This window comes from Allgaiera indica (assembly GCF_900106675.1).
Taxonomy (GTDB): domain Bacteria; phylum Pseudomonadota; class Alphaproteobacteria; order Rhodobacterales; family Rhodobacteraceae; genus Acidimangrovimonas; species Acidimangrovimonas indica.
In genome coordinates this window covers 178743-199041 of the sequence record NZ_FNOB01000006.1, presented here as the reverse complement: position 1 = coordinate 199041, position 20299 = coordinate 178743, and the positions used below count along the sequence as shown (strand labels likewise).

24 protein-coding genes are annotated in these 20299 nt (G+C 68.8%); all 24 read right to left on the bottom strand.

The features are described 5' to 3' along the window. Window positions 1-3948, bottom strand: coding sequence for a baseplate multidomain protein megatron (locus tag BLV97_RS07545; protein ID WP_035843634.1), 3948 nt, complete (start codon window positions 3946-3948; stop codon window positions 1-3). Next, window positions 3948-4409 carry an NlpC/P60 family protein gene (locus BLV97_RS07540; RefSeq protein ID WP_244520985.1) on the bottom strand — a complete coding sequence of 154 codons (462 nt, stop codon included), beginning with the start codon at window positions 4407-4409 and terminating at the stop codon, window positions 3948-3950. Before BLV97_RS07540 ends, BLV97_RS07545 begins: the two co-directional genes overlap by 1 nt. Further along, the gene (locus BLV97_RS07535; RefSeq protein WP_035843637.1) at window positions 4406-5293 is read right to left on the bottom strand and encodes a DUF2163 domain-containing protein; all 888 of its coding nucleotides are present in this window, start codon (window positions 5291-5293) and stop codon (window positions 4406-4408) included. Before BLV97_RS07535 ends, BLV97_RS07540 begins: the two co-directional genes overlap by 4 nt. Next, a complete protein-coding gene (locus BLV97_RS20705) occupies window positions 5290-5517 on the bottom strand; it encodes a hypothetical protein (RefSeq protein WP_143037499.1) in 228 nt (75 codons plus the stop codon). Before BLV97_RS20705 ends, BLV97_RS07535 begins: the two co-directional genes overlap by 4 nt. A 128-nt stretch (window positions 5518-5645) precedes the next feature. Further along, window positions 5646-5876: a hypothetical protein gene (locus tag BLV97_RS07525; protein ID WP_035843641.1), complete on the bottom strand. Its 231-nt coding sequence runs from the start codon at window positions 5874-5876 to the stop codon at window positions 5646-5648. Between the two features lie 5 nt (window positions 5877-5881). After that, window positions 5882-6529 (bottom strand): lysozyme, encoded by a 648-nt coding sequence (locus BLV97_RS07520; protein WP_035843644.1) that lies wholly within the window; start codon window positions 6527-6529, stop codon window positions 5882-5884. A 4-nt stretch (window positions 6530-6533) separates the two neighbouring features. Next, window positions 6534-6665, bottom strand: coding sequence for a hypothetical protein (locus tag BLV97_RS21770; RefSeq protein WP_280138175.1), 132 nt, complete (start codon window positions 6663-6665; stop codon window positions 6534-6536). Then, complete coding sequence (locus tag BLV97_RS07515) at window positions 6658-7005, bottom strand: hypothetical protein (RefSeq protein ID WP_035843646.1); 348 nt, start codon at window positions 7003-7005, stop codon at window positions 6658-6660. The genes BLV97_RS21770 and BLV97_RS07515 overlap by 8 nt, the downstream gene beginning before the upstream one ends. Continuing rightward, the gene (locus BLV97_RS07510) at window positions 7002-7628 is read right to left on the bottom strand and encodes a DUF2460 domain-containing protein (RefSeq protein ID WP_035843647.1); all 627 of its coding nucleotides are present in this window, start codon (window positions 7626-7628) and stop codon (window positions 7002-7004) included. The genes BLV97_RS07515 and BLV97_RS07510 overlap by 4 nt, the downstream gene beginning before the upstream one ends. Further along, complete coding sequence (locus BLV97_RS07505; RefSeq protein WP_092163997.1) at window positions 7628-9790, bottom strand: phage tail tape measure C-terminal domain-containing protein; 2163 nt, start codon at window positions 9788-9790, stop codon at window positions 7628-7630. The genes BLV97_RS07510 and BLV97_RS07505 overlap by 1 nt, the downstream gene beginning before the upstream one ends. After that, window positions 9771-10001 (bottom strand): DUF7697 family protein, encoded by a 231-nt coding sequence (locus BLV97_RS07500; RefSeq protein WP_035843651.1) that lies wholly within the window; start codon window positions 9999-10001, stop codon window positions 9771-9773. Before BLV97_RS07500 ends, BLV97_RS07505 begins: the two co-directional genes overlap by 20 nt. A gap of 8 nt (window positions 10002-10009) precedes the next feature. Next, a complete protein-coding gene (locus tag BLV97_RS07495; protein ID WP_035843654.1) occupies window positions 10010-10447 on the bottom strand; it encodes a hypothetical protein in 438 nt (145 codons plus the stop codon). Window positions 10448-10449: 2 nt separating this feature from the next. Continuing rightward, window positions 10450-11388, bottom strand: coding sequence for a phage tail tube protein (locus tag BLV97_RS07490; RefSeq protein ID WP_035843656.1), 939 nt, complete (start codon window positions 11386-11388; stop codon window positions 10450-10452). Between the two features lie 24 nt (window positions 11389-11412). Then, window positions 11413-11832 carry a hypothetical protein gene (locus tag BLV97_RS07485; RefSeq protein WP_035843658.1) on the bottom strand — a complete coding sequence of 140 codons (420 nt, stop codon included), beginning with the start codon at window positions 11830-11832 and terminating at the stop codon, window positions 11413-11415. Window positions 11833-11872: 40 nt separating this feature from the next. Then, window positions 11873-12208 (bottom strand): type II toxin-antitoxin system RelE/ParE family toxin, encoded by a 336-nt coding sequence (locus BLV97_RS07480; RefSeq protein WP_035843660.1) that lies wholly within the window; start codon window positions 12206-12208, stop codon window positions 11873-11875. After that, window positions 12205-12462, bottom strand: a complete 258-nt coding sequence (locus BLV97_RS07475; RefSeq protein WP_035843661.1) for a type II toxin-antitoxin system ParD family antitoxin — start codon at window positions 12460-12462, stop codon at window positions 12205-12207. The genes BLV97_RS07480 and BLV97_RS07475 overlap by 4 nt, the downstream gene beginning before the upstream one ends. 59 nt (window positions 12463-12521) lie before the next feature. Then, window positions 12522-13151: a DUF6441 family protein gene (locus tag BLV97_RS07470; protein WP_035843665.1), complete on the bottom strand. Its 630-nt coding sequence runs from the start codon at window positions 13149-13151 to the stop codon at window positions 12522-12524. Next, window positions 13148-13459, bottom strand: coding sequence for a head-tail joining protein (locus tag BLV97_RS07465; RefSeq protein WP_035843671.1), 312 nt, complete (start codon window positions 13457-13459; stop codon window positions 13148-13150). The genes BLV97_RS07470 and BLV97_RS07465 overlap by 4 nt, the downstream gene beginning before the upstream one ends. Further along, a complete protein-coding gene (locus tag BLV97_RS07460; RefSeq protein WP_035843674.1) occupies window positions 13459-13794 on the bottom strand; it encodes a DUF2190 family protein in 336 nt (111 codons plus the stop codon). The genes BLV97_RS07465 and BLV97_RS07460 overlap by 1 nt, the downstream gene beginning before the upstream one ends. Before the next feature lie 79 nt (window positions 13795-13873). Further along, window positions 13874-15940 (bottom strand): prohead protease/major capsid protein fusion protein, encoded by a 2067-nt coding sequence (locus BLV97_RS07455; RefSeq protein WP_092163995.1) that lies wholly within the window; start codon window positions 15938-15940, stop codon window positions 13874-13876. 5 nt (window positions 15941-15945) lie between these two features. Further along, window positions 15946-17472 (bottom strand): phage portal protein, encoded by a 1527-nt coding sequence (locus BLV97_RS07450; protein ID WP_035843690.1) that lies wholly within the window; start codon window positions 17470-17472, stop codon window positions 15946-15948. Further along, window positions 17472-17681 (bottom strand): phage head-tail joining protein, encoded by a 210-nt coding sequence (locus tag BLV97_RS07445; RefSeq protein WP_028031038.1) that lies wholly within the window; start codon window positions 17679-17681, stop codon window positions 17472-17474. The genes BLV97_RS07450 and BLV97_RS07445 overlap by 1 nt, the downstream gene beginning before the upstream one ends. After that, the gene (locus BLV97_RS07440) at window positions 17681-19711 is read right to left on the bottom strand and encodes a phage terminase large subunit family protein (protein WP_176992637.1); all 2031 of its coding nucleotides are present in this window, start codon (window positions 19709-19711) and stop codon (window positions 17681-17683) included. Before BLV97_RS07440 ends, BLV97_RS07445 begins: the two co-directional genes overlap by 1 nt. Next, window positions 19659-20219 (bottom strand): hypothetical protein, encoded by a 561-nt coding sequence (locus BLV97_RS07435; protein ID WP_035843694.1) that lies wholly within the window; start codon window positions 20217-20219, stop codon window positions 19659-19661. The genes BLV97_RS07440 and BLV97_RS07435 overlap by 53 nt, the downstream gene beginning before the upstream one ends. Between the last annotated feature and the right edge of the window lie 80 nt (window positions 20220-20299).

Here is a 20299-nt window from a genome sequence, read left to right as displayed (position 1 = left end):
TCATGCGATGGTCAGGGAGGACTCGGCAGGGCTGCCGCGTCCGAGGGATGGCGAGAGCTGGGCCACGCGGATGGTCAGCGTGGCGCCCGGCACCAGCGCCGCGCCCCAGTCGGCGATCTGATCGGCCGTGCTGTAGGTGACCGTCGCGGTGCCCGCCGTCAGCGTCCGCTTCACGGCGGCGGCGTCGAGAATGTCGATCTCCCAGGCTTCGGGCTGGTCGAGGAGCGGCACCTCGGTCGCCTCCCAGCTGTCTGCGGCCGGGTCGCGGGAGCGGCGGGTCCAGGAAAGGATGATGTCGCCCGACGGCTCGGCCCTTGCCCCGAGATGCACCGGTGCGAAGGGGCGGAGCGAGGCACCCGATGGCGTCAGCGACAGAATGGTGTAGCTGGGATCCGACACGGGCCGGGTAGCGGGCCCCACGGCGAGGTTCCATGGCAGCCCGATCTCGCCGGCCGTAAACGGCAGCTCAGTCACGGCGCCGTCCAGCACCACGACCCGCGCCCCCGGCGGGGCTGGGTTGCCATTCGCGGCTTCCGTGCCCCGCTGCCCACGCAGGAGCGTGGTCAGGCGATAGCGGTCGGGGGCGATGAGCGTCACGTCGCGGGCCTGCAGCACCTCCCATGTTCCCGGCGCACTCTCCACGGCGAAGGCATTGGCGCCGCCAAAGAGTTGCAGGTCGGTGACGCTTTCAAGCTGGCCCCAAGGGAGGTCGATCTCCAGCACCGCACCCCGATCCCATCGCCAAGCGGGTCCGGATGGAAAATCGCTGGCCAGCGTCCCGATCCGTGCCCGGCGGGTGATGGTGGCGAAACTCGCCCAGCTGGACGTCTCAGGGCTGCGCAGCACGGCAACCGTGCCAGGCCAGGGATCGGCGTCGATGGCAATGAGGGGGCGCGGTGACGTGTGGGCGCTGGTCAGCTGCGGCAGATCGAGGATCGCCACCTGCGGCGCGCCGAGGGGCACGGAGCGGGCCACGGCGGCTGTGCGCCCAGCCCCGGGCGGCAGGTCGTAGACCTCGCGGTCCTGGCGCACGGCCTCGATGAGGCGGGCGAGCCCGTCGGCAATGCGGGTGAGGCGAAACTCGGTTGTGCCGGGGTCCTCGAGCGCCACCACGTCGCCCGGATCGAGGGCGAGGCGCGAGGGCGGCAGGGCGAATGTCGCCCGCTCGCGCGCGGTCCATGTTTCCATCAGAGCACGGCGGCAGCGGCGCTCGGCCTCCTCTGGCGCGACGGCCACCGGGAAGTTCTCGGCGGTGACGCGCACGGCCCCGGTGATGATGCGGCGGGCTTCGACCAGCGCACTGTCGTAATCCTCGTCGGCGCGGGCAACGCTCCAGCGCAGAACTTGGGGCAGCTCGGTCTCCTGGCCGCGGGTGCGCTCGATGTCCTCGCCGTTTCCTGCGACCAGGTCGTCGGGCGTGATGGTGGAAACGGACGCGCGGCCACGCATGACAAAGCGGATTACGCCCTCGCTTTCCACGGCATCGAAGCCGAAGTGGCGGGCGAGCATGGAAATGGTGGTGCGCGGGCTTTCGATGGCGGGGATTACCAACCCTTCGACCGCGCCCCAGAGGCCGCAGACGTCGATAAGTGCGGCGTCCATGCCAGCGGCGAGGCAGAGATGACGCACCAGCGCGGCGAGAGAAACCGCGCCGAGCCGCCCGGTGAGCCAATGTCCGAGTTGCCAGTTGGCGCCGTCGGACCAGACGTCGGTGAGGGCCGGGAAGAACGGGTGCGGGCGGGCGTCCCAGGACCAGGCGGCGCAGTCGCCCGTGTCGACCATCGGCAGGCCGGTGATACTCGAGGCTGGATTGTTCGCCGGGTCGCCCCAGTAGAGCGCGGTGGCCTCGAGATAGGCCCGCTGGATGGCATCGTCCCGCCACCCCCGTGAGAAATACGGCGCCGCGCTTTCCGAGGATTTCGGGTCATGGAAGACATTGGGCTGGTTCGTGCCCCGGTCAATGGAGGGGCAGCCGAACTCGGTAAAGCGGATGGGCTTGGACTGTGGCGTCCATGCCGTCGGCGTCGCGCTTTCAACGCCACCGGGGCGGTCGTAATGCGGGTTCGACCACCAGCTCACCAGGTCCTTGTAGCGGAAGACCCAGTCCTTGCCATAGGCCCCATCCGAGATCGGCGTGCGGATCTGCGCCTCGCGGTCCGCCGCGTTCACGTAGAACCAGTCGAACCCTTCGCCGCCGGCGATGTTCGCCTGCAGATAGGCACGGTCATACACCGCCGGCGCGCCCGCAACCGCATCCGCGTGCTCGAAGCCGTCCCGCCAGTCGGAGAGCGGCATGTAGTTGTCGATCCCGACGAAATCGATGCTGCCGTCCGCCCAGAGCGGATCGAGATGGAAGAACACGTCGCCGCTGCCGTCTTGCGGATGGTGGCCGAAGTATTCCGACCAGTCGGCGGCGTAGCTGACCTTGGTGGACGGCCCGAGGATCGCGCGCACATCAGCCGCGAGGCTCCGGAGCTCCGCCACCGCCGGATAGCTCTTCGCGCTGTCGCGGATGGTGGTCAGCCCGCGCAGTTCGGAGCCGATCAGGAAGGCATCGACTCCGCCGGCCGCCGCGCAGAGATGGGCGTAGTGCAGGATCATCCGCCGCCAGCCCCAGTCATTGCCGCCGGTCCAGGAGACCGTCTCGCCGGAGACGGCGAAGTCAGAGACCTGCGCATTGCCGAAGAAACCCGCGACCTGGCCGGCCGCCGTTGCCGTCTTGTCGACCGTGCCCGCGTAACCCGGCGCCGGTGAACAGGTGATCCGCCCACGCCATGGCAGCGCGGGCTGGCCGAGGATCGCGGCGTTGTCGCTGTAGGGATACGGCAGGCTGTTGCCCTCGGGGACATCCATGAGGATGAAGGGATAGAAGGTGACGCGGTAGCCCCGCGCCTTGAGCTCGCGGATCGCTTGCACTACGGCCGAGTCGCTCGGCGTGCCGCCATAGACGGGCCGGCCGTCGGCGTCGGTCGACACCAGATGTGCCGAGGCGCGGTCCACGCCGTTCACCTGCCAGACCTGCGGGGTGGTGGTCTTGGTGGTGGTCTCGACGCCCGGGCGGATGGTGCAGTTGCCCGCGCGCAGGTCGTTGCCGAACCACGAAACCACCAGCGACACGCTTTCGACCGCCGGCGCCAGCGCCTCGAGCCGGTCGAGGGAGACCAGGAAATCCGCCCTGTCTGTCTCGGCATGGACGTTCTCGGGCGTTGTCTTCGCGCCTTCCACCCGCATCACCGGTTCGGTGGCATAGACGAACTCGCCCGCGCCGGGGATCATGGTGACGGCGCGGATCGCCCCCTCGGCGGTGTCGGGGTCGGCAAGCGGCCGGAAGACCTCGAAGGAAAGCTGTGGGATGCGGTTGCCGAAAGGCGTGAGGTCGAGTTCCTCGAACACCACGTAAGCCGTGCCGCGATAGGCTGGCGCGCCCTCGGCCCCCATCTTGGCGGCGATGAACGGGTCGGCCGCCTGCGCCTCATCGCCCGGATACCAGCGCCAAGTGACGGTCGAGGTATCGAGCAACTCGCCGTCAGCCCAGATCCGGCCGATGCCGGTGATGGGGCCCTCGCAGAGCGCAACCGCGAAGGAGGCGGTGTAGGAATACTCGGTGGTGGTGACCTTGGGCCCACCGCCCTTGCCGCCGCCCTGGGTCGTGGTGCTCACATGCTCGGTGAAGTCGGTCGCCCAGATGATGTTGCCCCCGATCCGCATGCGGCCGAAGACGCGCGGGATCGTCGTGCCTTCGGTGGCCGAGGTGACCCGCAGGCTGTCGAGCCGCGCGCCCTCGTAGCGCTGGTCGGGCTGGAGGGAGCCCACGATCCAGCTGTCCACGACGGAGCCCGCCATGGTGCCGATCGCGCCACCAATGGTGGCGGCGGAGATGCCGAGGAGACCGCCGCCGATCGAGGCGCCGATGGCCTGACCGGCAAGGCCGAGCACGAGCGTGGCCATTATCGCCTCCGGGGTTGCGGATAGAGAAAGGCGAAGGCCAGACGCCGCCGCCAGGACCGAGTGAAGGATTCCTCGATCACGCCCAACCGTTCGCGGGCGTGGATGAGGGTGCCGGTGTCTGTCAGAATGCCGACATGCTTGGCGATGGCCCGCTCGCGCATGCGGAACATCAGGAGCGCGCCGGGTGGCGGATCATGCCTCCCCACCTCGATCATGCAGTCGCGCGCGCCCTCGGCGAGCACTTCGCGCGGCCCGGCCTCGCCCCAGTCGCGGCTGTAGGGCGGGATCGGGAAGGGTTCCGGCCCAACCACCTCGCGCCAGATGCCGCGCGCAAGCCCGAGGCAGTCGCAGCCAACGCCCTTCGCGCTCTGCTGGTCGTGATAGGGCGTGCCGAGCCAGGCGCGCGCCGCCGCGATCACCTTCGCCCGCGCGACGGGTCGAAGGATGAAACCTGTGGTCAAAGCACACCCCCGTCATTGGCCTTCCCCTGGCTCGCGTAGCGCAACACCGTGTCGTTACCGGGGATATGCGGGAAGCCCCGGAAATTGACGGTGTTGGCGAAGCGGTCGCGGCAAGTGGCAAAGGCCTTGTCGCAGCCCGCGCGGATGGTGAAGGTGTCGTTCCCGGCGATGGGGCTCGCGGGCGGCTCCAGCAGCGTGATGACGGCCTCACCCGTCGTGGCGACCTCATGGCGCTCCACCTCCACGCACCTCCCGGTATTGGCGCCGGTGTCCCAGGTCAGCGTGCCGAAGGTGAAGAGCCCCGCGGCGAAGCCCGAAAGCCCCGCTGCCGAGAACGCCCGGTCGCGCAACAGGACCGCGACAGTGCCGGCGCCCTTCCAGGCCGCGTTCTCCAGATCGATCCCGCAGCGCCCGTCACCCAGCACCGCGTCGCAGCCGGCCTGGAAGCTCCGCCCCACGGGCTGATCCAGAACATGGGCAAGCGAGCGTATCTCGGCGGTGAAGGCCACGCGCCCGCGCCGGATCTCGCCGATCGCACCCCGTCGCATGAGCACCCGCTGGCTGGTATCCTGCCAGTTCACCCGCCAGACCTCGACCGCCGCCCCGTCCCAGAGCCCCGCGGCGATGTCGGCCTCGGTGATGACGCCCGATCGCAGCACGCCTTCTGCATCCTGCGCGTCAACCGCCAAATCACCCGAGGCGCGAAGCTCTGAGGCCGCAAATCCGCTTTCCGGCTCGAAGCTGATTCCATCGAAGGAAAGCGCCCGATCATGGTCGGTGAAGCCGAACACCTGCCCGTCAGCGCGCGTGATCCGCCAGCACCAGGCAAGCGTGGTCGTGCCCTCGTCGAGATGGGATTGCAGTGCGGGCAAGAGTGATTTCATCGGCAGGTTCCCGTCATGCGGTCGTCGAGATCGGCGATCCAGTCGGCCCAGTCCGGCGGAACCTGCGTCACGGTTTCCGCCGGTGGCCGGGCCAGCCAGGCCTCGGCGTAGGAAATGCACCCCGCGTCACCAGTGCCCATCGTTGCGGCGCAGCCGCTGAGCAGGATCATCGCCGCCGGCGCGGCCCTTCGCCACCGCCGCGCGGCCCCGCTCCATCCGCTCATGGCTATTCTCCAAGGCATCACGTTCCGCCTCCCGTTTGCCCGTGCGTCTGCCTTCCACGCGGCCCCAGACCCGTCCCAGGACAATGCCTCCGACCGCGCCCAGAGCCGCGACCAGCCAGATCAGGAACTCAACCATCGCCACGGAACCCCCGCTCGATCCGGTCGCGCAGACCGATGAGGCCGAGACCGAGGAAGATGAGTCCTGCAGGTGATGCGTCGCCGCTGCCAGCCAGCAGCGTGATGAAGCGGGCAAGTTCGCCAACTGGTCCAGCGGCGGGCAGCACAAGCGACGCGATGCCGGTGAGCATGGCGAGCAGTCCCGCCCACCAGGTCAAGGATTTGGGCCGAAAATAGCGCATGGGGATCAGCTCCTTCTGAACAGGCGGCGCAGGATGGCGGCCAGCCGGGCGAGCCAGCCGGTCGGCAGATTGGGGGTTGCGGAAATGGCGGGCTTGGCGGGACGCAGCAGGTCCAGCGCTTGCGTTTCGGTCAGGCGACGGATCGGCCGCGAGAAGTCCACGCGTCCCGTGCGGTCCACGGACCAGACCGGGATGGTGCCGTCGGGATAGCGGCCATGGCGGAACAGGTCGCGCTCGGCCTCCCGGCGCGGAATGATCGAGGCGGGCTTGCGCCAGTTCAGAAACGCATCGGCGGCGGCTACGCGATCGCCGGCATTAAGGTGCCGGGCCAGCGACGCGCGAGAAATGCCACCGGTATTGAAATGGAAGCTGACCAGTGCGTCGAACTCGTGCGGCGCCAGCGGCACGGTCACGGCGCGCAGGACGTCGACCTCGTAGCGGGCCAGGTCGGCACGAAACACCCGGAACGCCTCGCGGATCCCGGCGTCCAGGTCCTGGGGCATGCCGCGCGGCATGGAGGACGGATCGGGCAGCCCGGCAGCCGCGGTATGGCCGATGCCGAAGGTCCAGGTGCCGGTGGAATCGCGGTAGGGCCCGGGCACGATGCCCTCGTGCCGGGCAAGGGCCATGAGGCCCCGGTCTGTCATAAGCATGGGGTTACCTCAGAAGCGAAAGGATCAGGATCAGCGCGGCGACCGCGAGGCCGATGCGCAGACGGTGGGCAAAAGCGTCACGCGGGTCGTCGGTGAGGCGCCGCAGGCCGCGCAGGACGCGAACGAGTTCAGTCATCGCCGCCCTCCCGCGCCTGGCGAAGGCGGGCCAGCACCAGTTCGATCACCGCTGGTCCGAAAACACCGACGAGATAGGCGGCCGAGCCCGCTGCCCCCCCGGCCGGGATCGCCTGCGGTGGCAGGCCCAGCCAGCTGGTGATGACGGCCATGGAGAAGCTGCCCATGCCGGCGGCGATCAACCCGCCGAGCAGGATGTGACGCAGCGCATCGCGCAGGCGCATCTTCGTGGTCAGCGCGTTAGTGGCGCCCCCGAGCGCGCCCCAGGCGGCCAGGATCACCGCCGTCGAGGCCGCAAGGTCGCGCAGCACCGTCGCCACGAAGCCGGAATTGTCGTTCATCGCCGGATCTCCAGGAGCGGGATGGAGGTGATGGAGCCGAGGCGCTCGAAGTCGAGCGTCACGTCGAGCGTGTCGGTGTCGAAGCGGACCGGGACGTCGAACTCGAAGCCGGCGGTGATCACGGCGCCAGAAGCCGGGGCGGCCGTGAAGCTGACGATGCCGGTGGTGGTGTCGACCGACCAGCCGGAGGTCTGTTCAGTGCCGTCGATGGCCACAAGAACCGAACCCGCGACCGGCTTGGTGATGGCCCGGGTCCAGCTCTGCGATCCCGACGCGTAGGCCTTCACCAGCTGGAAATCGGTCGTCACGCCGTCTCCGGTGCCGATCGCCTGATCGGTCGCCGATGGCGTCTGCGATGGTGTGCAGGACTTGTAATCCGCCCAATCCTTGAAGCGGTAGCCATAGAGGCGACCGTTGCGTGCCTCGAAGAAGGCGACCACCGCCGCTAGATCGTCCGCGCGGCGGATGCCGTAGGCGACGTCATAGCGTCGGCGCGAGTTCGCCCAGCTTGCGTTGCGCTCCTCGTCGCCCGAGGCAAGCTCGACGATCTGCGTGCGGCGCTCGGGGCCGCCCCGGGCGCCCCGGCTGATATTGTCGGGAAACCGGACTTCGTGGAATGCCATCAGAGCCCCCTGCGCCCGAGCGCCACCGCCCGGGCGATGTCAGCCGCGACCTGCGTGCGCGATTGCCGGAAGCTCTCGGCGTCGCGGGTTTTGATGTTGATGGTGACGCCGCCGTCGGCGCCGTAGCTCTGTGCCTCGCGGCGCGACAGCACCCGCTCGCCGCGCTGCAGGATCGCGGGCACCTCGTCGGGCCTGAGGCCGACCCAGGTGGGAGCGCCCACCGCGCCACCGGCATGCATCCGGGGTGCCCCGGCGAAAGCCATGGCGGGGACCATGCGCGATGGTGCCGGCCCGCCGACCACACCGCCCGCGTGGAACACCCCGGCAAGGAGCCCGCCCGCGCCACCGAGAATGCCACCGAGGGCGCTGGCCATGGGACCGAGAATGAACCGCCTTGCCGCGAGCCGCGCCAGATCGGCGATCAGGGAAGTCACCAAATCACGGAAATCCAGCTTGCCGGACTTCACGAATTCCGCCACCGCGTCCTCGGCGCTGCGGAAGGCGCCCACGAGGCTCTGGCCGATATCGGCGCCGATGTCGCGGGCCTTGCTGGCATAGTCCGCGAGCGTCGCGGTGACCGCCGCCCAACCGGTTGCCGCCTGCTCCGCGCCGTCGACATTGGCGGCTCCCGCGGCCCGGCCCGCCTGACCGGCCGTGTCCAGCGCCTCGCTCACGCGGTCGGCCGCCGCAGTCGCCTGGTCGAGTGCATCCGCCCCATCCTCACCGCTTGCCTGCATCGCGGCTCTCAGCGCGTCCACGGCCTCGCGCACGCCATCGAAGGCGTGGGCGCGGGTGTCGGCGGCGCGGGAACGCAGCGCATCGGCCTGGTGGCCGGCATTGCTGGCTGCATGGTCCAGATACGACGCGTAGCTCTGCGCCCCGAAGACATCGATCCGGGCATCGGCCCCGAGTTGCTCCGAGACCGCGTTGAAGGTTGGCCCGATCTGGGCGAGAAAGTCGGCCCACTTCGAGGACAGGAACGCCATGAGCCGCAGCCAGATCGCCTCGATGTCGGCGCGCATGGCGCGGAAGTCATCGACGAAGGAGGTGACGGTCACCTTGATCCCGTCCCAGACCGCCTTCGCGACATTGCCCATGAGTTCGAGCGCCTCGCCGAAGCCGCCGGCGCCGCGCACCAGCTTCGTGAACTGGTAGATCAACTCGCCCGCGCCGACGACCAGGGCGCCAATGCCGGTGCGGATGAGTGCCCCGCGCAGGACGACCAGAGCCGTGGCAAGGCCGCGCACGGACAGAGCGGCAGCGGCCAGCCCGGCGACCCAGCGGCTGGCGAGGAAACCCGCGAAGGTGGCCGCATAGGTGGTCAGTCGGCCGATATTGTCGAAGAGCCCGGTGATGGCCTTGCCGAGCGGGCCGGTGCGGCTCGCGAGTGTCGCCATGGCATCGGCGACGGCTTCCAACGCGGGGGCCGCTGCGACAGCCAGCTGGTTCGCGAGCCCGCGCCAGATCAGCCCCAGCCGGGAGATCGCGTCGTTCGTCCGCTCGATCTGGTCGGCGTCCGTCTCCGAAACCACGACACCAAAGGCGCGCACGTCCTCGGTCGCCTGGCGCAGCGTCGCGGTGTCCATGCGGCTCATGGCGATGGAGCCTTCCTCGCCGAAAAGCTGCCCCGCGACGGCGGCGCGCTCGGCGGCGGGCACGAAATCCTCGATCGCGGCGTTGATCGCGCCGACGCGCTCGTCGAGCGGGAGGGCCAGCAGGTCGGACGCAGACAGCCCCAGACGTTCCAATGCTTGCGCGGCCGGGCCGGTTCCGGCCGCAGCCTGGCTCAGCCGCCGGGTCAGGTCCTTGGTCGCCTGTTCGATCCCGGACATCGACACGCCCGCCAACTTGCCCGCCCGCTCGAGCGTCTGGACCGAGGCAACGGTGGTGCCGAGCGATTGCGCCAGCTTGGCCTGCGCATCCACGGTTTGCAGCCCCGAACGGACCATGGCGACGCCTGCGGCCGTGGCGGCCGCGACGGCGGCGGCAGCGGCCACCCGCACCCGCCGTGCGAAGCCCGCAAGCCGGGCGTTGGCCGCCTCCATCTCTTGGGCAAGCCGTCCGAAGCCGCGCTTGCCGGCCTCGCCGACACCCTCCAGCTCGGCGCGGACCTGCCGGCCGCCGGCCGCCGCGAGGCGGACGCTAACCCGTTTTTCCGCCATCGGAATGTTCCATATGTTCGTTGAGCTTGGTCACCATCACCGCTTCGATGATCGGCAACAATTCCGCCGTGGCGGCGGGTGGCAATCCGAGAGCGTCACCGAGCGCCAGTGCCGCGCTCATGTCCCAGCCGATCACCGCGCCCGGCAGCACGCGCAGCTGGCCGCCGAGACGCCCGACCAGGTCCCAGACCTGCCAGCCCTCGAGGGTCAACGGCCGGTTCAGCCGCGCCGGGCAGTCCGGGCACGGCCCCGGGCAGGCTTCGCAGTATCGCTCGCCCCCGCCGAAGGACCATTCGGCAAGGGCGCGGAGGCGTTTTTTTCCTGTTCCAGCAGCAGGCCCCTGGAGACGTAGGCGAGCTGGAAGGCCTCGAAGATCGGCCAGATGTCCAAGAGGGCGTCTATCGCCTCGGGGCTCGGGTTGATCGCGTTGCCGTCGGCATCGCCCACGCCTTCCCAGGCAAGCACCGCCTTGCGCGCCAGCGCCTTCGCGAACGCCAGCGCGCGCTCTTCGTCGGACGCCTCTTCGGGCACCGCCTCCACGGCCGGATCGCTGCGCGTCGCCACCATCAGCGCGGTGGTCAGCGGGCGCAGCTGCACGCGGACACCAGGCGCCAGCTCGAGCCAGCGCGGCTCATTGGAAAGATCGAGGGTCAGCATGATCAGTAACTCGCAACAGCATTCTTGAGGACGATTGTGCACATCTGCCCGGCCACGGGGTCATGGGCCGCCTGCCAGTCGAAGCTCGCCTGGATGCCCTGTGGCCCCTGGATTTCCACTCGGGGGCGCGGCAGGTAGACGGCATGGGCGGTGATGGTCAGGCTGACATTGGCCGAGATAGTCCAGGAGAACTCGAGGCTGGCCGCCGTCCCGTTCAGCGCCTGGTCCATCAGCGTGGTGTCGGCGAAGCGCACGTCGATCTTGCCGGTGAGCGCGGCGATGGACGGGTCTGCCCCGTCGATGCGGCCATCGTTGCGGATGGTCTCGATCCGCTCGACATTGTTGGCATAGGTGAGGTCCGCCGAGACGATGTTGCCAAGCGCCGTGCCGTTCCTCTTGATCGCCCCGTTGAAATGGCCAAAGCGTTGGAGCGCGTAGGCGGTTGGCGTGCCGGCCGCTGTCGCCGTGGCAACGTTCTCGCCCTGCGCCACCAGCTTCACATCCGTCGTCAGCAACCCCGAACGCTGCATGGCGATGCTGAGCTGGTCCAGCACGCAGCCCGTGTACATGGCGAAGCGCGGAATCTCCGGCATCGCCACCTCGATCGCCATGCTCGGGAGCGACCACGATCCCGACTTGTAGGTGTGGGTCTTGTTCGTGGTGCCCGTGGTGGTCGGCGCCCCGAAAGCCGCCTTGAGCCAGAAACCGAAGGCCTCGGCGTCGAGCGGCACGGTGATGGCGCCGTCGGCCGTCACCGCGTCCTTCAATGGGGCCAGCGGATCGCGGCCGTAACCGAGAAGTTCCGAGGCCAGCAGCGGCTGCTCGGCCCCGAGCGAGGCGCTGGCGAAGGGCATCTGCATGAAGCCCGAGGCCGGCGCGGTGCCATAGGTCGTCTCGAACGCGGCCGCGAGCTGCGACCGCGCCCCCTGGGCGCGTGCCATGGTGTTCTCCTGAGGTTGTTGCGGTCAGGCCAAGGGGTCGGCCGTGGTGTAGTGCAGGATGACAGGTATCACAGCCGCCTTCAGGCTCGCCGCCCCCTCGACCGGCAGATCGGCCGGCCGCGGCGCTTCCGCCTCGGCCCAGTCGCAAAGCCCACCCAAGGTGCGGTCACCGGCGAGCGCCGTACCGATGCTGGCGCAAAGCGCATCGAAATCGCCATCACGGTCGCTGCCCTGCACGACCGCCTCGATCTCGGCGCGGTGCTGGTAGTGGTAGGCGAGCGGCGACAGCGTCACCTCCGGCTCCCCCGGCTCGCCATCGCGCAGGATCAGCAGGCCCTCGGCCGGGACGCGCTCGGGCAGGACATCGCCGCGCAAGACGGTTGCGGGCAGCGCCGAGAGCCGCGCGTGCAAGGCGGCGAGGATGGTTTCGCGGGGGGTGGGCATCAAGGCCTCGGAGCGTCGAGATGGGTCTAGATGGGTCCGGTCAGTCGTCCCGGCGCGCCAGCTCTGTCAACCGCGCGGGCAGATCGCGCCGGCCATGCAGGAAATCGACGATGATCACCCGGTCGGGCTCATCCAGGAACACGATCAGATGCTCGCCGCAGCGGGTGAAACGCAGTTCCTCGGGCAGGCGCGGATCAATGATCTTGGCGCAGCTCTGCCATGGCGCCTCGCCCTGCGCGATCGCCGCGCAGCGGTCGATCAGGTCGGCCTCATAGGCCTCGGCCTGTCGCGGGCCGAATGTCTCGATGGTCCAGAGCGCGATGTCGAGGAGCGATGCTTCGGCCGCCCGCGTCAGACGCCACGGCTTGCCGCTCACAGCGCGGTCCGAGCGGCGCGGAAGGCCCGCCGGATGGCGTCCTCACCCGAGCCCTCGGCCAGATCGCCGCGCCGGGCCTCGTCGAGGCCGCTCTCGAGCCGCGCGAGCAAGGCGTCGAGTTGCGCCTCCTCGCTTTCCAGGAGCCGCAGCCCCGCGCGCAGGGCTTCGCTGGCGTTCTGATATCGCCCCGAGGCGACCAGGCGATCGACCAGCGCGGACTGGCTTTCGGTGAGGACGACGTTTCTCGTGGCCATGGTGCTTTCTCCTTCATTGGCAATATATGCCAATAAGGGGAAGCTGTCGACCATGGGCTTCAGAGGCGGGTTTCGAGCCAGTTCGCCACGATCAGCCCCGGCACGCTGTCGAGCGCCCGCTCGGCGTCCCGATCAAGGTTCAGCCGCTTCGGCAGCTTGACCTGCGGGACCAGCAGGAAGATCGGCACGGTGGCGCGGCCTCGGCCGGTCTTCGAGCGGGAAGCGACGCCGAGCCCCTTGGTGTTCAGCCGTCCGTCGGCCACCAGCAGGCTGGGGCCACGCCGGCGATAGACGAAGCGCAGGCGCAGGCCACGGCGGCGCTCCCATTCGCCCGGTGTCAGCTTCGCCCCGCGCCGCCCCTTGCCGGCGGCGGGAAGCGGGATCGCGAGCCAGAAGCCGTCGCGGGATCGGATCAGCGGGCCGGTGTCGTGGGCGCCGACGATGACCGGGGCTTTGGACCAGACCAGCGCAGCCGCGTTCAGGCTTTCGCCCGCCTTCGGGTAGGTCTGGCTCCGGATCGAGTTGGCAAGCCGCCGCCCGAGCCCGGCGCCGGTGATCTGGCCGCGCCAGGCGGTCTTGAGCCCGGTCCCGGCCTCGCGCATGGCGGCGGTGACGGCCTTCTCACCCGCTTTCACCTCGGCCGCCATGGCGGCGACGAGGTCGGGCGTGATGTCGAGTTTCAGCTTCATGCTGGCCGCAGATCGACAGTCCAGACCAGCCGCTCGCGGTCGCGGACGGGCTCGCCCTGGATGAGGAAGGCCTCGCCGTCGATCTCGATCCGGTCGCCGGGGCGCGGGGTCGGCACTTCCGCCACGCGCAGGTCGATACGGGTGGTTTCCGACCAGAGCCGCGCATCGCCAAAGTCGGTGATGGCATCGGCCTGTCGGGCGACGACGCGCACCAGAACAGGCGTGCCGCCAGCGGATGTGTAGATCGCTTCGCGGCCGATGTTGGGGTCATTGAACAGCGCATCCACGACGGCGGAGAACGCCGTCATCAGAAGCTCGCGTTCAGGCGCACCCGGCCGATCACGTCGCCCGCGCCGCCAGCGACGGCTTCGATGGCGACGCCGATCAGGGTATTTGCCGTGGCGGTCTTGGTCGCTTCCTTGTTGGTGTTGTCCCAATAGACCTTGTCACCGGCGGACCAGGCCTGAGAGGCGACTTTCTTGAGATCAAAGACACCTGTGAGCGCGACCTCGACGATCTCGGCGTTGGCGGCGTCCCCGGCGGCCACGCCGAAGATGGAGCCGACGAGCAGGCCGTCGCCGGAGGTGACCGCATAGGGCGCGGTGAGCGTGATGGTGTTGCCGGGCTGGACGTAGTTCTTCATGTGCGGGATCCTTTGCAAAGGGAAACGGGCGGCCCGGTTGGACCGCCCGTCAGGGTTCAGATGTCAGGAATGGCCGGGGTTACGCGCCCGGGTTCTTGTAAAGACCGCGCCAGTCGATCGCCTTGGCGCCGAAGTCGAGGCGGCACTTGATCTCGACGCCGTCTACGTCGAAGCCATTGCGCGTCTCGATATAGGCGCCCTGCTGGCCTTCCAGATAGGCGTATTCGATGGTGTCGATCTGGTTCGGGCTGGCCGCCAGGTACCAGGCGGTGGCACTGGCCGCATCGAGGCGCGGTTCGCTGATCGGGGTGAGCGTGCGGATCGATTGCGGCACGACGCTGGCGGTCGCGGCGGGCACGAGGTTCTGGGCGACCAGCTGCTCGGCCTTCAACTCCAGCGCGGCCGGCACGATCAGGAAGGCAGGCCGCACGTTCAGGACCGTTTTCTTGTCGAGGCCGGTCTGCTTGGCCATGGCCGCGCGGGCCGCGCCGACGGTGGTCACGTCGAGCGCCGCGCCGGTGCCCGCGAGGTTCTTGTGGGTGGCGTGGAACAGCGCATTGCCGTCGGCCATGGCCGGGTTCGCGGTGATGATGCCCCAGACCACGTCCGATTCCAGCTGGGCGATGGAGTTGCCGTACATCGCCGGGATACGGGTGAAGGCGTCGAGATCGTCGTTGATCAGCGTCTGGCGGGTGATGGCGACCACGCGCCCATAGGTCTTGACCTTGTAGCTTTCCTTGCTCTCGCCAAGCGTGCCGCGCTTGAACTCGCCGCTTTCGCCCACCTCCAGCAACTGCGGGGCCTCGCCAAGCTGGACCCGGTGCATGGCCTTGAAGTCGGTGGCCAGAACCTGGCGGCAGAACAGCATGAAGGTGCGGGGATAAGCCTCGTAGGCCTGCCGGAGCGTCTTGTTGGTGACGGCCGACAGGATCTCGGGGAAGTCGGACGTCGAATGCAGCGCCCGCGTTGCCACCTCGTCACGCGAGAGACCGCGCGTGTTCACGCCGGCATTGCCGAGGCTCTCGCGGGCCAGTTCCAGGAGCGTCATGCCGCGATATTGCCGCGCCGCATCTTCCAGTTCGAAGAGCGTCGGGCTGTAGCGGTGCAGAAGCGCATTGGCCACGGCCTCGCGCCGGGTGATCTCCTCATCGCGGCCACCGAGCGGGATCGACACCTGGCTGAAAGTGCGGGTTTCCTCGGACTTCGCGGCCACCTGATCGAGGATCAGGCGCCGGGCCTCGTCGATATCCGTGCCGCGCTTCACAAGATCCTCGGCGAAGCTGCGCTCGAGGTTCAGGCGGCCGGCCAGATCGTAGATCGTGGAGACGCGGTTGCGTTCCGCTTCGCGCGCCCGGGTGGCGGCGGCTTCCGCGTCAGGCGCCGGGGTGACCTCAGGCTTCTGCGGTTTCGGCTGGGAACGGGTTTCGACCGCAGCCGCTTGCAGCTCCGTCGCGGGGGTCTTCGGTTCGGGCATGGCGGTGTCCTCGGTCGCGACCGGTTCGATCGGCTGGGGGGTGGTGCGGGTTGCGGCGTCGTTGGCCGGGGTCTCGGTCTTGTCGCTCATCGGGATGGCTCCTGTGGTGGTGGGTTGCACGTCCCGGCGATGGAGGACGCAATCGTGAAGTTGGGATCGGGCGCGGAACCCCGCGGCGGGATCGGCGCCCACGGGCACGGCGGAGACCTCGAAGGGCGTCCAGTCCACCGCGCGCCAGAGCTCGCGGCCCGCCTCGGGCTTCGAGACCTCAAAGCGGTGCACCTGGTAGCCGATGGAAACCGCCCGGATGTGCCCGGCCTGGATATCGCGCCAGATCGGTTCGACATCGGCACGTTCGCTGATGCGCACCTGCGCGACGCCGCGCCCATTCTCGATGCGGGCCGAGCCCGGCACCACCGATCCGATCACCGCATCCAGCGTGTCTATCTCGTGCACCTTCAGAAACGGCGCTCCCGCGTTCAGCCGCTCGAGCCGCACATGGGCCGGATCGAGGCTCAGTTCCTCGTCATAGGGCTCGCCGAAGAGGGTCGACCGGCGGACCCGGGCGCCCGCCGACCAGATCACCTCGACGGTGCGGGCCTCGGTGTCGGCCGAGTTCGGCGCAAGCTCCGCCATCCGGCGCAGGGCCGGGATTTCGATCATCGTGTCCATGTTCGTCAGTCCTGTTGGTCTGTCGGCGCCGAATCAGCCGTTGTGTCGGCGGAAGGATCGTTCACCGGGTCACTCGTCTGCGCGCTCCCGGTCTTGGTGACGCGGCGCGGATCGCTGTCGAGCACCAGCCCGAGCGCGTCGAGTTTCGCGTTGGTGGCGGCAATCTCCGCCAGCACCGCATCGGGGTTGCGGCCCTGTTGCGCGATCACCTCCGCCAGCGTTATCGTGCCGGAGCGGATCGACAAGAGGTTCGCCATCGCGTCCTTCTGCGGATCGACCGCCTCGAACTTCGGCGGCGACCATTCGACCGGCACGTCGGGCGTCGGGATCCGGCCCGCCGCCCATGCGGCCTCGGTGAACCAGCGCCAGACCGGCGCGCAGAACATCGGGATGAAGAGCTGCCACTGGACGGCGTCGATCATCCGGCGGAACTCCACGAGCCCCGCCCGGATCGAGGAATAATTCACCTGGGACAGGTCCCCGGTCAGCAACTCGTAGGGCACCCGGAACCCGGCCGAGATCGTGTGCAGGCTGGCCCGCTTGTACTCACCATAGCCGCCGGTGGCGGCGGGCTGGTTGAACCGGATGTCCTTGCCGCCCCGCGCATAGGCGATGAGGCCCGGTTCGAACTGCTCGACCCGGTTTCCATCGGCATCGACCACCGCGGGCGCGATGCCCTGCTGGGCCTCGTCATCGCCAAACACGATTGCGGTGACACAGGCCTCGGTCTTCTTGCGCACGATCTCGGCCACCTCGTAATCGTCGAGATCGCGCAAGGACCGGATCACCGGCGCGCCCCATGGAACGCCGCGCGCCTGCGTGCGCTGCTTTTCATAGACATGGGCGATGTCGGTTGCCGGGACCGGGCGGCTGTTGGTGCCACCGCGCAAGGCGCCATGGGCATCGCCGGGATGTTCGGCGTGCAGCCAGTAGGCCCGGCGCTTGCCGAGCGGGTCGAACTCGATGCCCTGGACCAGCCGTCCCGCGCCGACAGCCCCGGATTTCGTGGCGTCGAGGAAGTCGGCTTCCAGCACTTGCAATTGCAGCGGCACCGGGAGCCCGTCCGAGGATCGGCGCAAGCGGCGGCGCACCAGGACCTCTCCCGCCTCGACCATCTCGCGGCAGATCAGCGTCTGCAGCCCGTAGAAGTCGAGCTGGCCATCGGCATCGGCCGCCTCCGACCAGCGGGCAAAGAGCGTGTCCACCGTGCGGTCCAGCTTGTCATCGCCGCTGGCGGCGCGCGGCATGATGCCGGCGCCGACGATGTTGTTGACCAGCACCGCCACGGCCTTGGCGGCATGCGGGTTGTTGCGCACGAGATCCCGCATCCGGTCGCGCAGAAGCGCCCCGGCGATGCCGATCTCGGTGTCGGCGGAACTGCCCGGCGCGCGCCAGCCCTCGGTGCGCCGCCCACGCGCCGCGCCGTCATAGCCCCGTGCCAGAGTCTCGAACGCCTGTCGGGCAAGCACACGGCGGGCCGCCGTGCGTGGCGCCACCGTGGCGATGGCCCTATCGAACCAATTGGTTGCCATTATCGATCCCCGCGGCTGAAGCCCGCGAGGCCCGCCACCGGCAGCGGTCGGGTCGTCCCCGCAATCGCCCGCTCAATGGTCCGGATGCGCGCCAGCAGATCCTCGGCCGAGCCGTAGTCGACGGATTTGCCGTCATAGCTGACCCGCGTCGTGCCACTGGCATAGGCCCGGCGCAGCGCCGACAATTCGGTTTCCGTCCAGTCCGCCATTAGAACCATCCTCCACGCCGTCCGAGCCAGTCGGATCGGCGTTTCCCCTGCGATGCCTGCGCCTGCCTGTTGATCTGCCCCGCGGGATCCGCAGAAGCGTCGGCCACCCCGAGCTGATCCTCGAGGTCGCGCCATTTCTCGTCGGTCCAGCGATCCGCACCCGCGATCCAGGCGGCGGCCCGGGCATACACCCGGCAGTCCAGCGCCTCGTTCCGCTCGCGCAGCTTCTGCCATTCCAGCCGGGCAAAGCCGCGGCGGGTAGCGACCGTCACCAGTTGTTCGGCGACGAACTGCTTCAACCATTCGTTCTCGACCCAACCCGGCAGATGCACCGTGCCGGCCGGGAACGCGGCCCCCTTGGCCAGATCCTCCTCCGTCGGCCGCGCCAGCCGCAGGAAGCGGTAGGTCTCGGCCTTGAAGGTTGAGACCGCCACGGTCCAGAGCCGCGCGCCGCGTCGCAGGCGCTTGCCGCCCTCGGTCGCATCCACGTAAGTGGGGCCCGAGACCGGACTGGCCCGATTGAACCCCTCGACGCCCTTCACGGGCGACACCTGTGCAAAGCCTTGCGCCCGCGCCCAACCATAGACTGCCGGGGCCTCATAGCCGGTATCGATGGCGAGCCGCGCGATCTTCAGATGTGCGCCACGCTCATGCCGCCATGTTCGACCGAGCAGGTCTGTCAGATCGCCCCAGGCCTCATGCCGGTCGGGTCCACCCTCAATGACAATGTGATCGACGAGCCAGCTTTCCAGACCACGGCCCCAGGCCCAGACATCGACCTCGATCCGGTCTTTCTGCACGTCGGCCCCGGCGGTGAGGAACAACCCGCCCGCGGGAACGATGCCCGGCCTCCATCGCTCACGCCGGTCGTAAAGCCGCTGCCAATCGGGCGCCTCGCCGGTCTCGACCCATGTCTCGCCAAGAATGGTGTTGCGGAACGCCTTGATGGCCTCGTCCGCCCCCTGCGCCGCTTCCCATGCCCGCACGATCCGCTCCCAGCTCAGCCAGCCGATGGGGGAATAGAGCGCCGAGAGGTGATAGCCGACGGTGTTCGGATCAGCCGCCTCGGACGTCGGGCGCCATTCGCCCGCTTGCAACATCGCCGTCTTGTGGTGTTCCGCGATGGGCGCCTCGCAGCCCTCGCAATGGTATTCCGCCGTTTCCGGCCGACCCTTCTGCCAGCGCAGCCGCTCGAACTTCAGCCATTGCATCTGCCCGCAATGGGGGCACGGCACGAAGAAGCGGCGCTGGTCGCTGGCCTCGTATTCCCGCTCGATCCGGCTCAGCCCCCGGATCGTCGGGGTCGAGACCAGGAACACCTTGCGCCGATGGGCAAAGGTCAGCGACCGCGCCTCGGCCAGCGTGACCGGGTCGCCTTCCTCGTCGGCCGAGGCTGGATAGGCATCGACCTCGTCGAGGAAGATGTAGCGCGCCGGGGTCGAACGCAGCCCGACCGCCGAGTTGGCCCCGGTCATGATCAGGATGCCGCCTGCGAATTCCTTGGAGAGCATCGTGTTGCCCGCATCCCGCGAGCGCGCCGGTTTGACCCGTTCGCGCAGCTCCGGGCTTTCATCGATCAGCGGGTCGATCCGCTGGCGCGAGTTGCGTTTCGCCAGTTCCACCGTCGGCTGGACCGCCAGCATCGGGCCCGGTGCCTGGTGGATCACGAAGCCGATCCAGTTGTTGCCGGCCTCGGTCGCGCCGACCTGTGCCGCCTTCATGAACACGATCCGCTGCGTTGGATCGCCCGGGCTTAGCCGGTCCATGATCTCGCCCATGTAGGGCGTGCGGGCCGTGCGATACCGCCCGGGTTCTGCCGAGGCCCGGCCCGAGAGCATCCGGTGCCGATCCGCCCATTGCGACACGGTCAGGTCCGGATCCGGCTTCAGGCCTTCACCCCAGGCGCGCAGGATTTCCGCCGCGCCCTCGAAGTCTTCGATTTGTTCGCCTACCGCTTCGCTACTTGAGGCGTGCGCATCACCGGAGATCGGGTTTGATCTCGGCAAGCTCGTCGAGCTGGGCTCGGACATGTTTCTCCAGGACCTTTTGCATCACGGCGGGCTCGACGCCCAGATCGGCTGCCATCAACGCCGCCGCCCGCGCGGGCCAGTTGACCCAGACGTCACGCTCCTGCCGCGCCAGCCGGAAAACCAGCGACAATGCGCGGGCCCGGTCGATCAACTCGCCTTTCAGCTTCTGCAGCCGGAGGCGCCGTTCCTGCGCCTTCAGCACTTCGTTCGCCGTCTTGGCCTGCAGAAAGGTGGTGCCGCTGCCGACCGGTGGCGCGGCCATTCCCTGTTCCCGCAGGGTATCGCCGACGGCGGACACCGCTGCTTCCGGAACGGGCTTCAGCTTGGGTTGTGGTGCTTTGCGGGTTTTCGAAGGATCGGTCGCCTGCGCGCGCAGGGCATCACTGGCCTCCGCGTCGATGCTGCCATCTTCGTGCAGCACCAGCCGCCCCGTCGCTTTCGCCTTCTGGATCGCGCCGCGTGACAGGCCGACACGGGCGGCGTATTGGCGCTCGCTCAAGCCCTCCATGGCGCGCTCCGATTATCTTTCAAAATCATGTGCTTATGGTGTTGATAAGCCTCCCGACCAGAGCGAACGTGTCATCACAA

Excerpts from the sequence above, each read along its gene's own strand:
- BLV97_RS07545 (WP_035843634.1), bottom strand. The coding sequence starts at position 3,948 with ATGGCCACGCTCGTGCTCGGCCTTGCCGGTCAGGCCATCGGCGCCTCG.
- BLV97_RS07535 (WP_035843637.1), bottom strand. The coding sequence starts at position 5,293 with ATGAAATCACTCTTGCCCGCACTGCAATCCCATCTCGACGAGGGCACG.
- BLV97_RS20705 (WP_143037499.1), bottom strand. The coding sequence starts at position 5,517 with ATGAGCGGATGGAGCGGGGCCGCGCGGCGGTGGCGAAGGGCCGCGCCG.
- BLV97_RS07525 (WP_035843641.1), bottom strand. The coding sequence starts at position 5,876 with ATGCGCTATTTTCGGCCCAAATCCTTGACCTGGTGGGCGGGACTGCTC.
- BLV97_RS07520 (WP_035843644.1), bottom strand. The coding sequence starts at position 6,529 with ATGCTTATGACAGACCGGGGCCTCATGGCCCTTGCCCGGCACGAGGGC.
- BLV97_RS21770 (WP_280138175.1), bottom strand. The coding sequence starts at position 6,665 with ATGACTGAACTCGTTCGCGTCCTGCGCGGCCTGCGGCGCCTCACCGAC.
- BLV97_RS07515 (WP_035843646.1), bottom strand. The coding sequence starts at position 7,005 with ATGAACGACAATTCCGGCTTCGTGGCGACGGTGCTGCGCGACCTTGCG.
- BLV97_RS07510 (WP_035843647.1), bottom strand. The coding sequence starts at position 7,628 with ATGGCATTCCACGAAGTCCGGTTTCCCGACAATATCAGCCGGGGCGCC.
- BLV97_RS07505 (WP_092163997.1), bottom strand. The coding sequence starts at position 9,790 with ATGGCGGAAAAACGGGTTAGCGTCCGCCTCGCGGCGGCCGGCGGCCGG.
- BLV97_RS07495 (WP_035843654.1), bottom strand. The coding sequence starts at position 10,447 with ATGCTGACCCTCGATCTTTCCAATGAGCCGCGCTGGCTCGAGCTGGCG.
- BLV97_RS07490 (WP_035843656.1), bottom strand. The coding sequence starts at position 11,388 with ATGGCACGCGCCCAGGGGGCGCGGTCGCAGCTCGCGGCCGCGTTCGAG.
- BLV97_RS07485 (WP_035843658.1), bottom strand. The coding sequence starts at position 11,832 with ATGCCCACCCCCCGCGAAACCATCCTCGCCGCCTTGCACGCGCGGCTC.
- BLV97_RS07475 (WP_035843661.1), bottom strand. The coding sequence starts at position 12,462 with ATGGCCACGAGAAACGTCGTCCTCACCGAAAGCCAGTCCGCGCTGGTC.
- BLV97_RS07470 (WP_035843665.1), bottom strand. The coding sequence starts at position 13,151 with ATGAAGCTGAAACTCGACATCACGCCCGACCTCGTCGCCGCCATGGCG.
- BLV97_RS07465 (WP_035843671.1), bottom strand. The coding sequence starts at position 13,459 with ATGACGGCGTTCTCCGCCGTCGTGGATGCGCTGTTCAATGACCCCAAC.
- BLV97_RS07460 (WP_035843674.1), bottom strand. The coding sequence starts at position 13,794 with ATGAAGAACTACGTCCAGCCCGGCAACACCATCACGCTCACCGCGCCC.
- BLV97_RS07455 (WP_092163995.1), bottom strand. The coding sequence starts at position 15,940 with ATGGACACGATGATCGAAATCCCGGCCCTGCGCCGGATGGCGGAGCTT.
- BLV97_RS07450 (WP_035843690.1), bottom strand. The coding sequence starts at position 17,472 with ATGGCAACCAATTGGTTCGATAGGGCCATCGCCACGGTGGCGCCACGC.
- BLV97_RS07445 (WP_028031038.1), bottom strand. The coding sequence starts at position 17,681 with ATGGCGGACTGGACGGAAACCGAATTGTCGGCGCTGCGCCGGGCCTAT.
- BLV97_RS07440 (WP_176992637.1), bottom strand. The coding sequence starts at position 19,711 with ATGTCCGAGCCCAGCTCGACGAGCTTGCCGAGATCAAACCCGATCTCC.
- BLV97_RS07435 (WP_035843694.1), bottom strand. The coding sequence starts at position 20,219 with ATGGAGGGCTTGAGCGAGCGCCAATACGCCGCCCGTGTCGGCCTGTCA.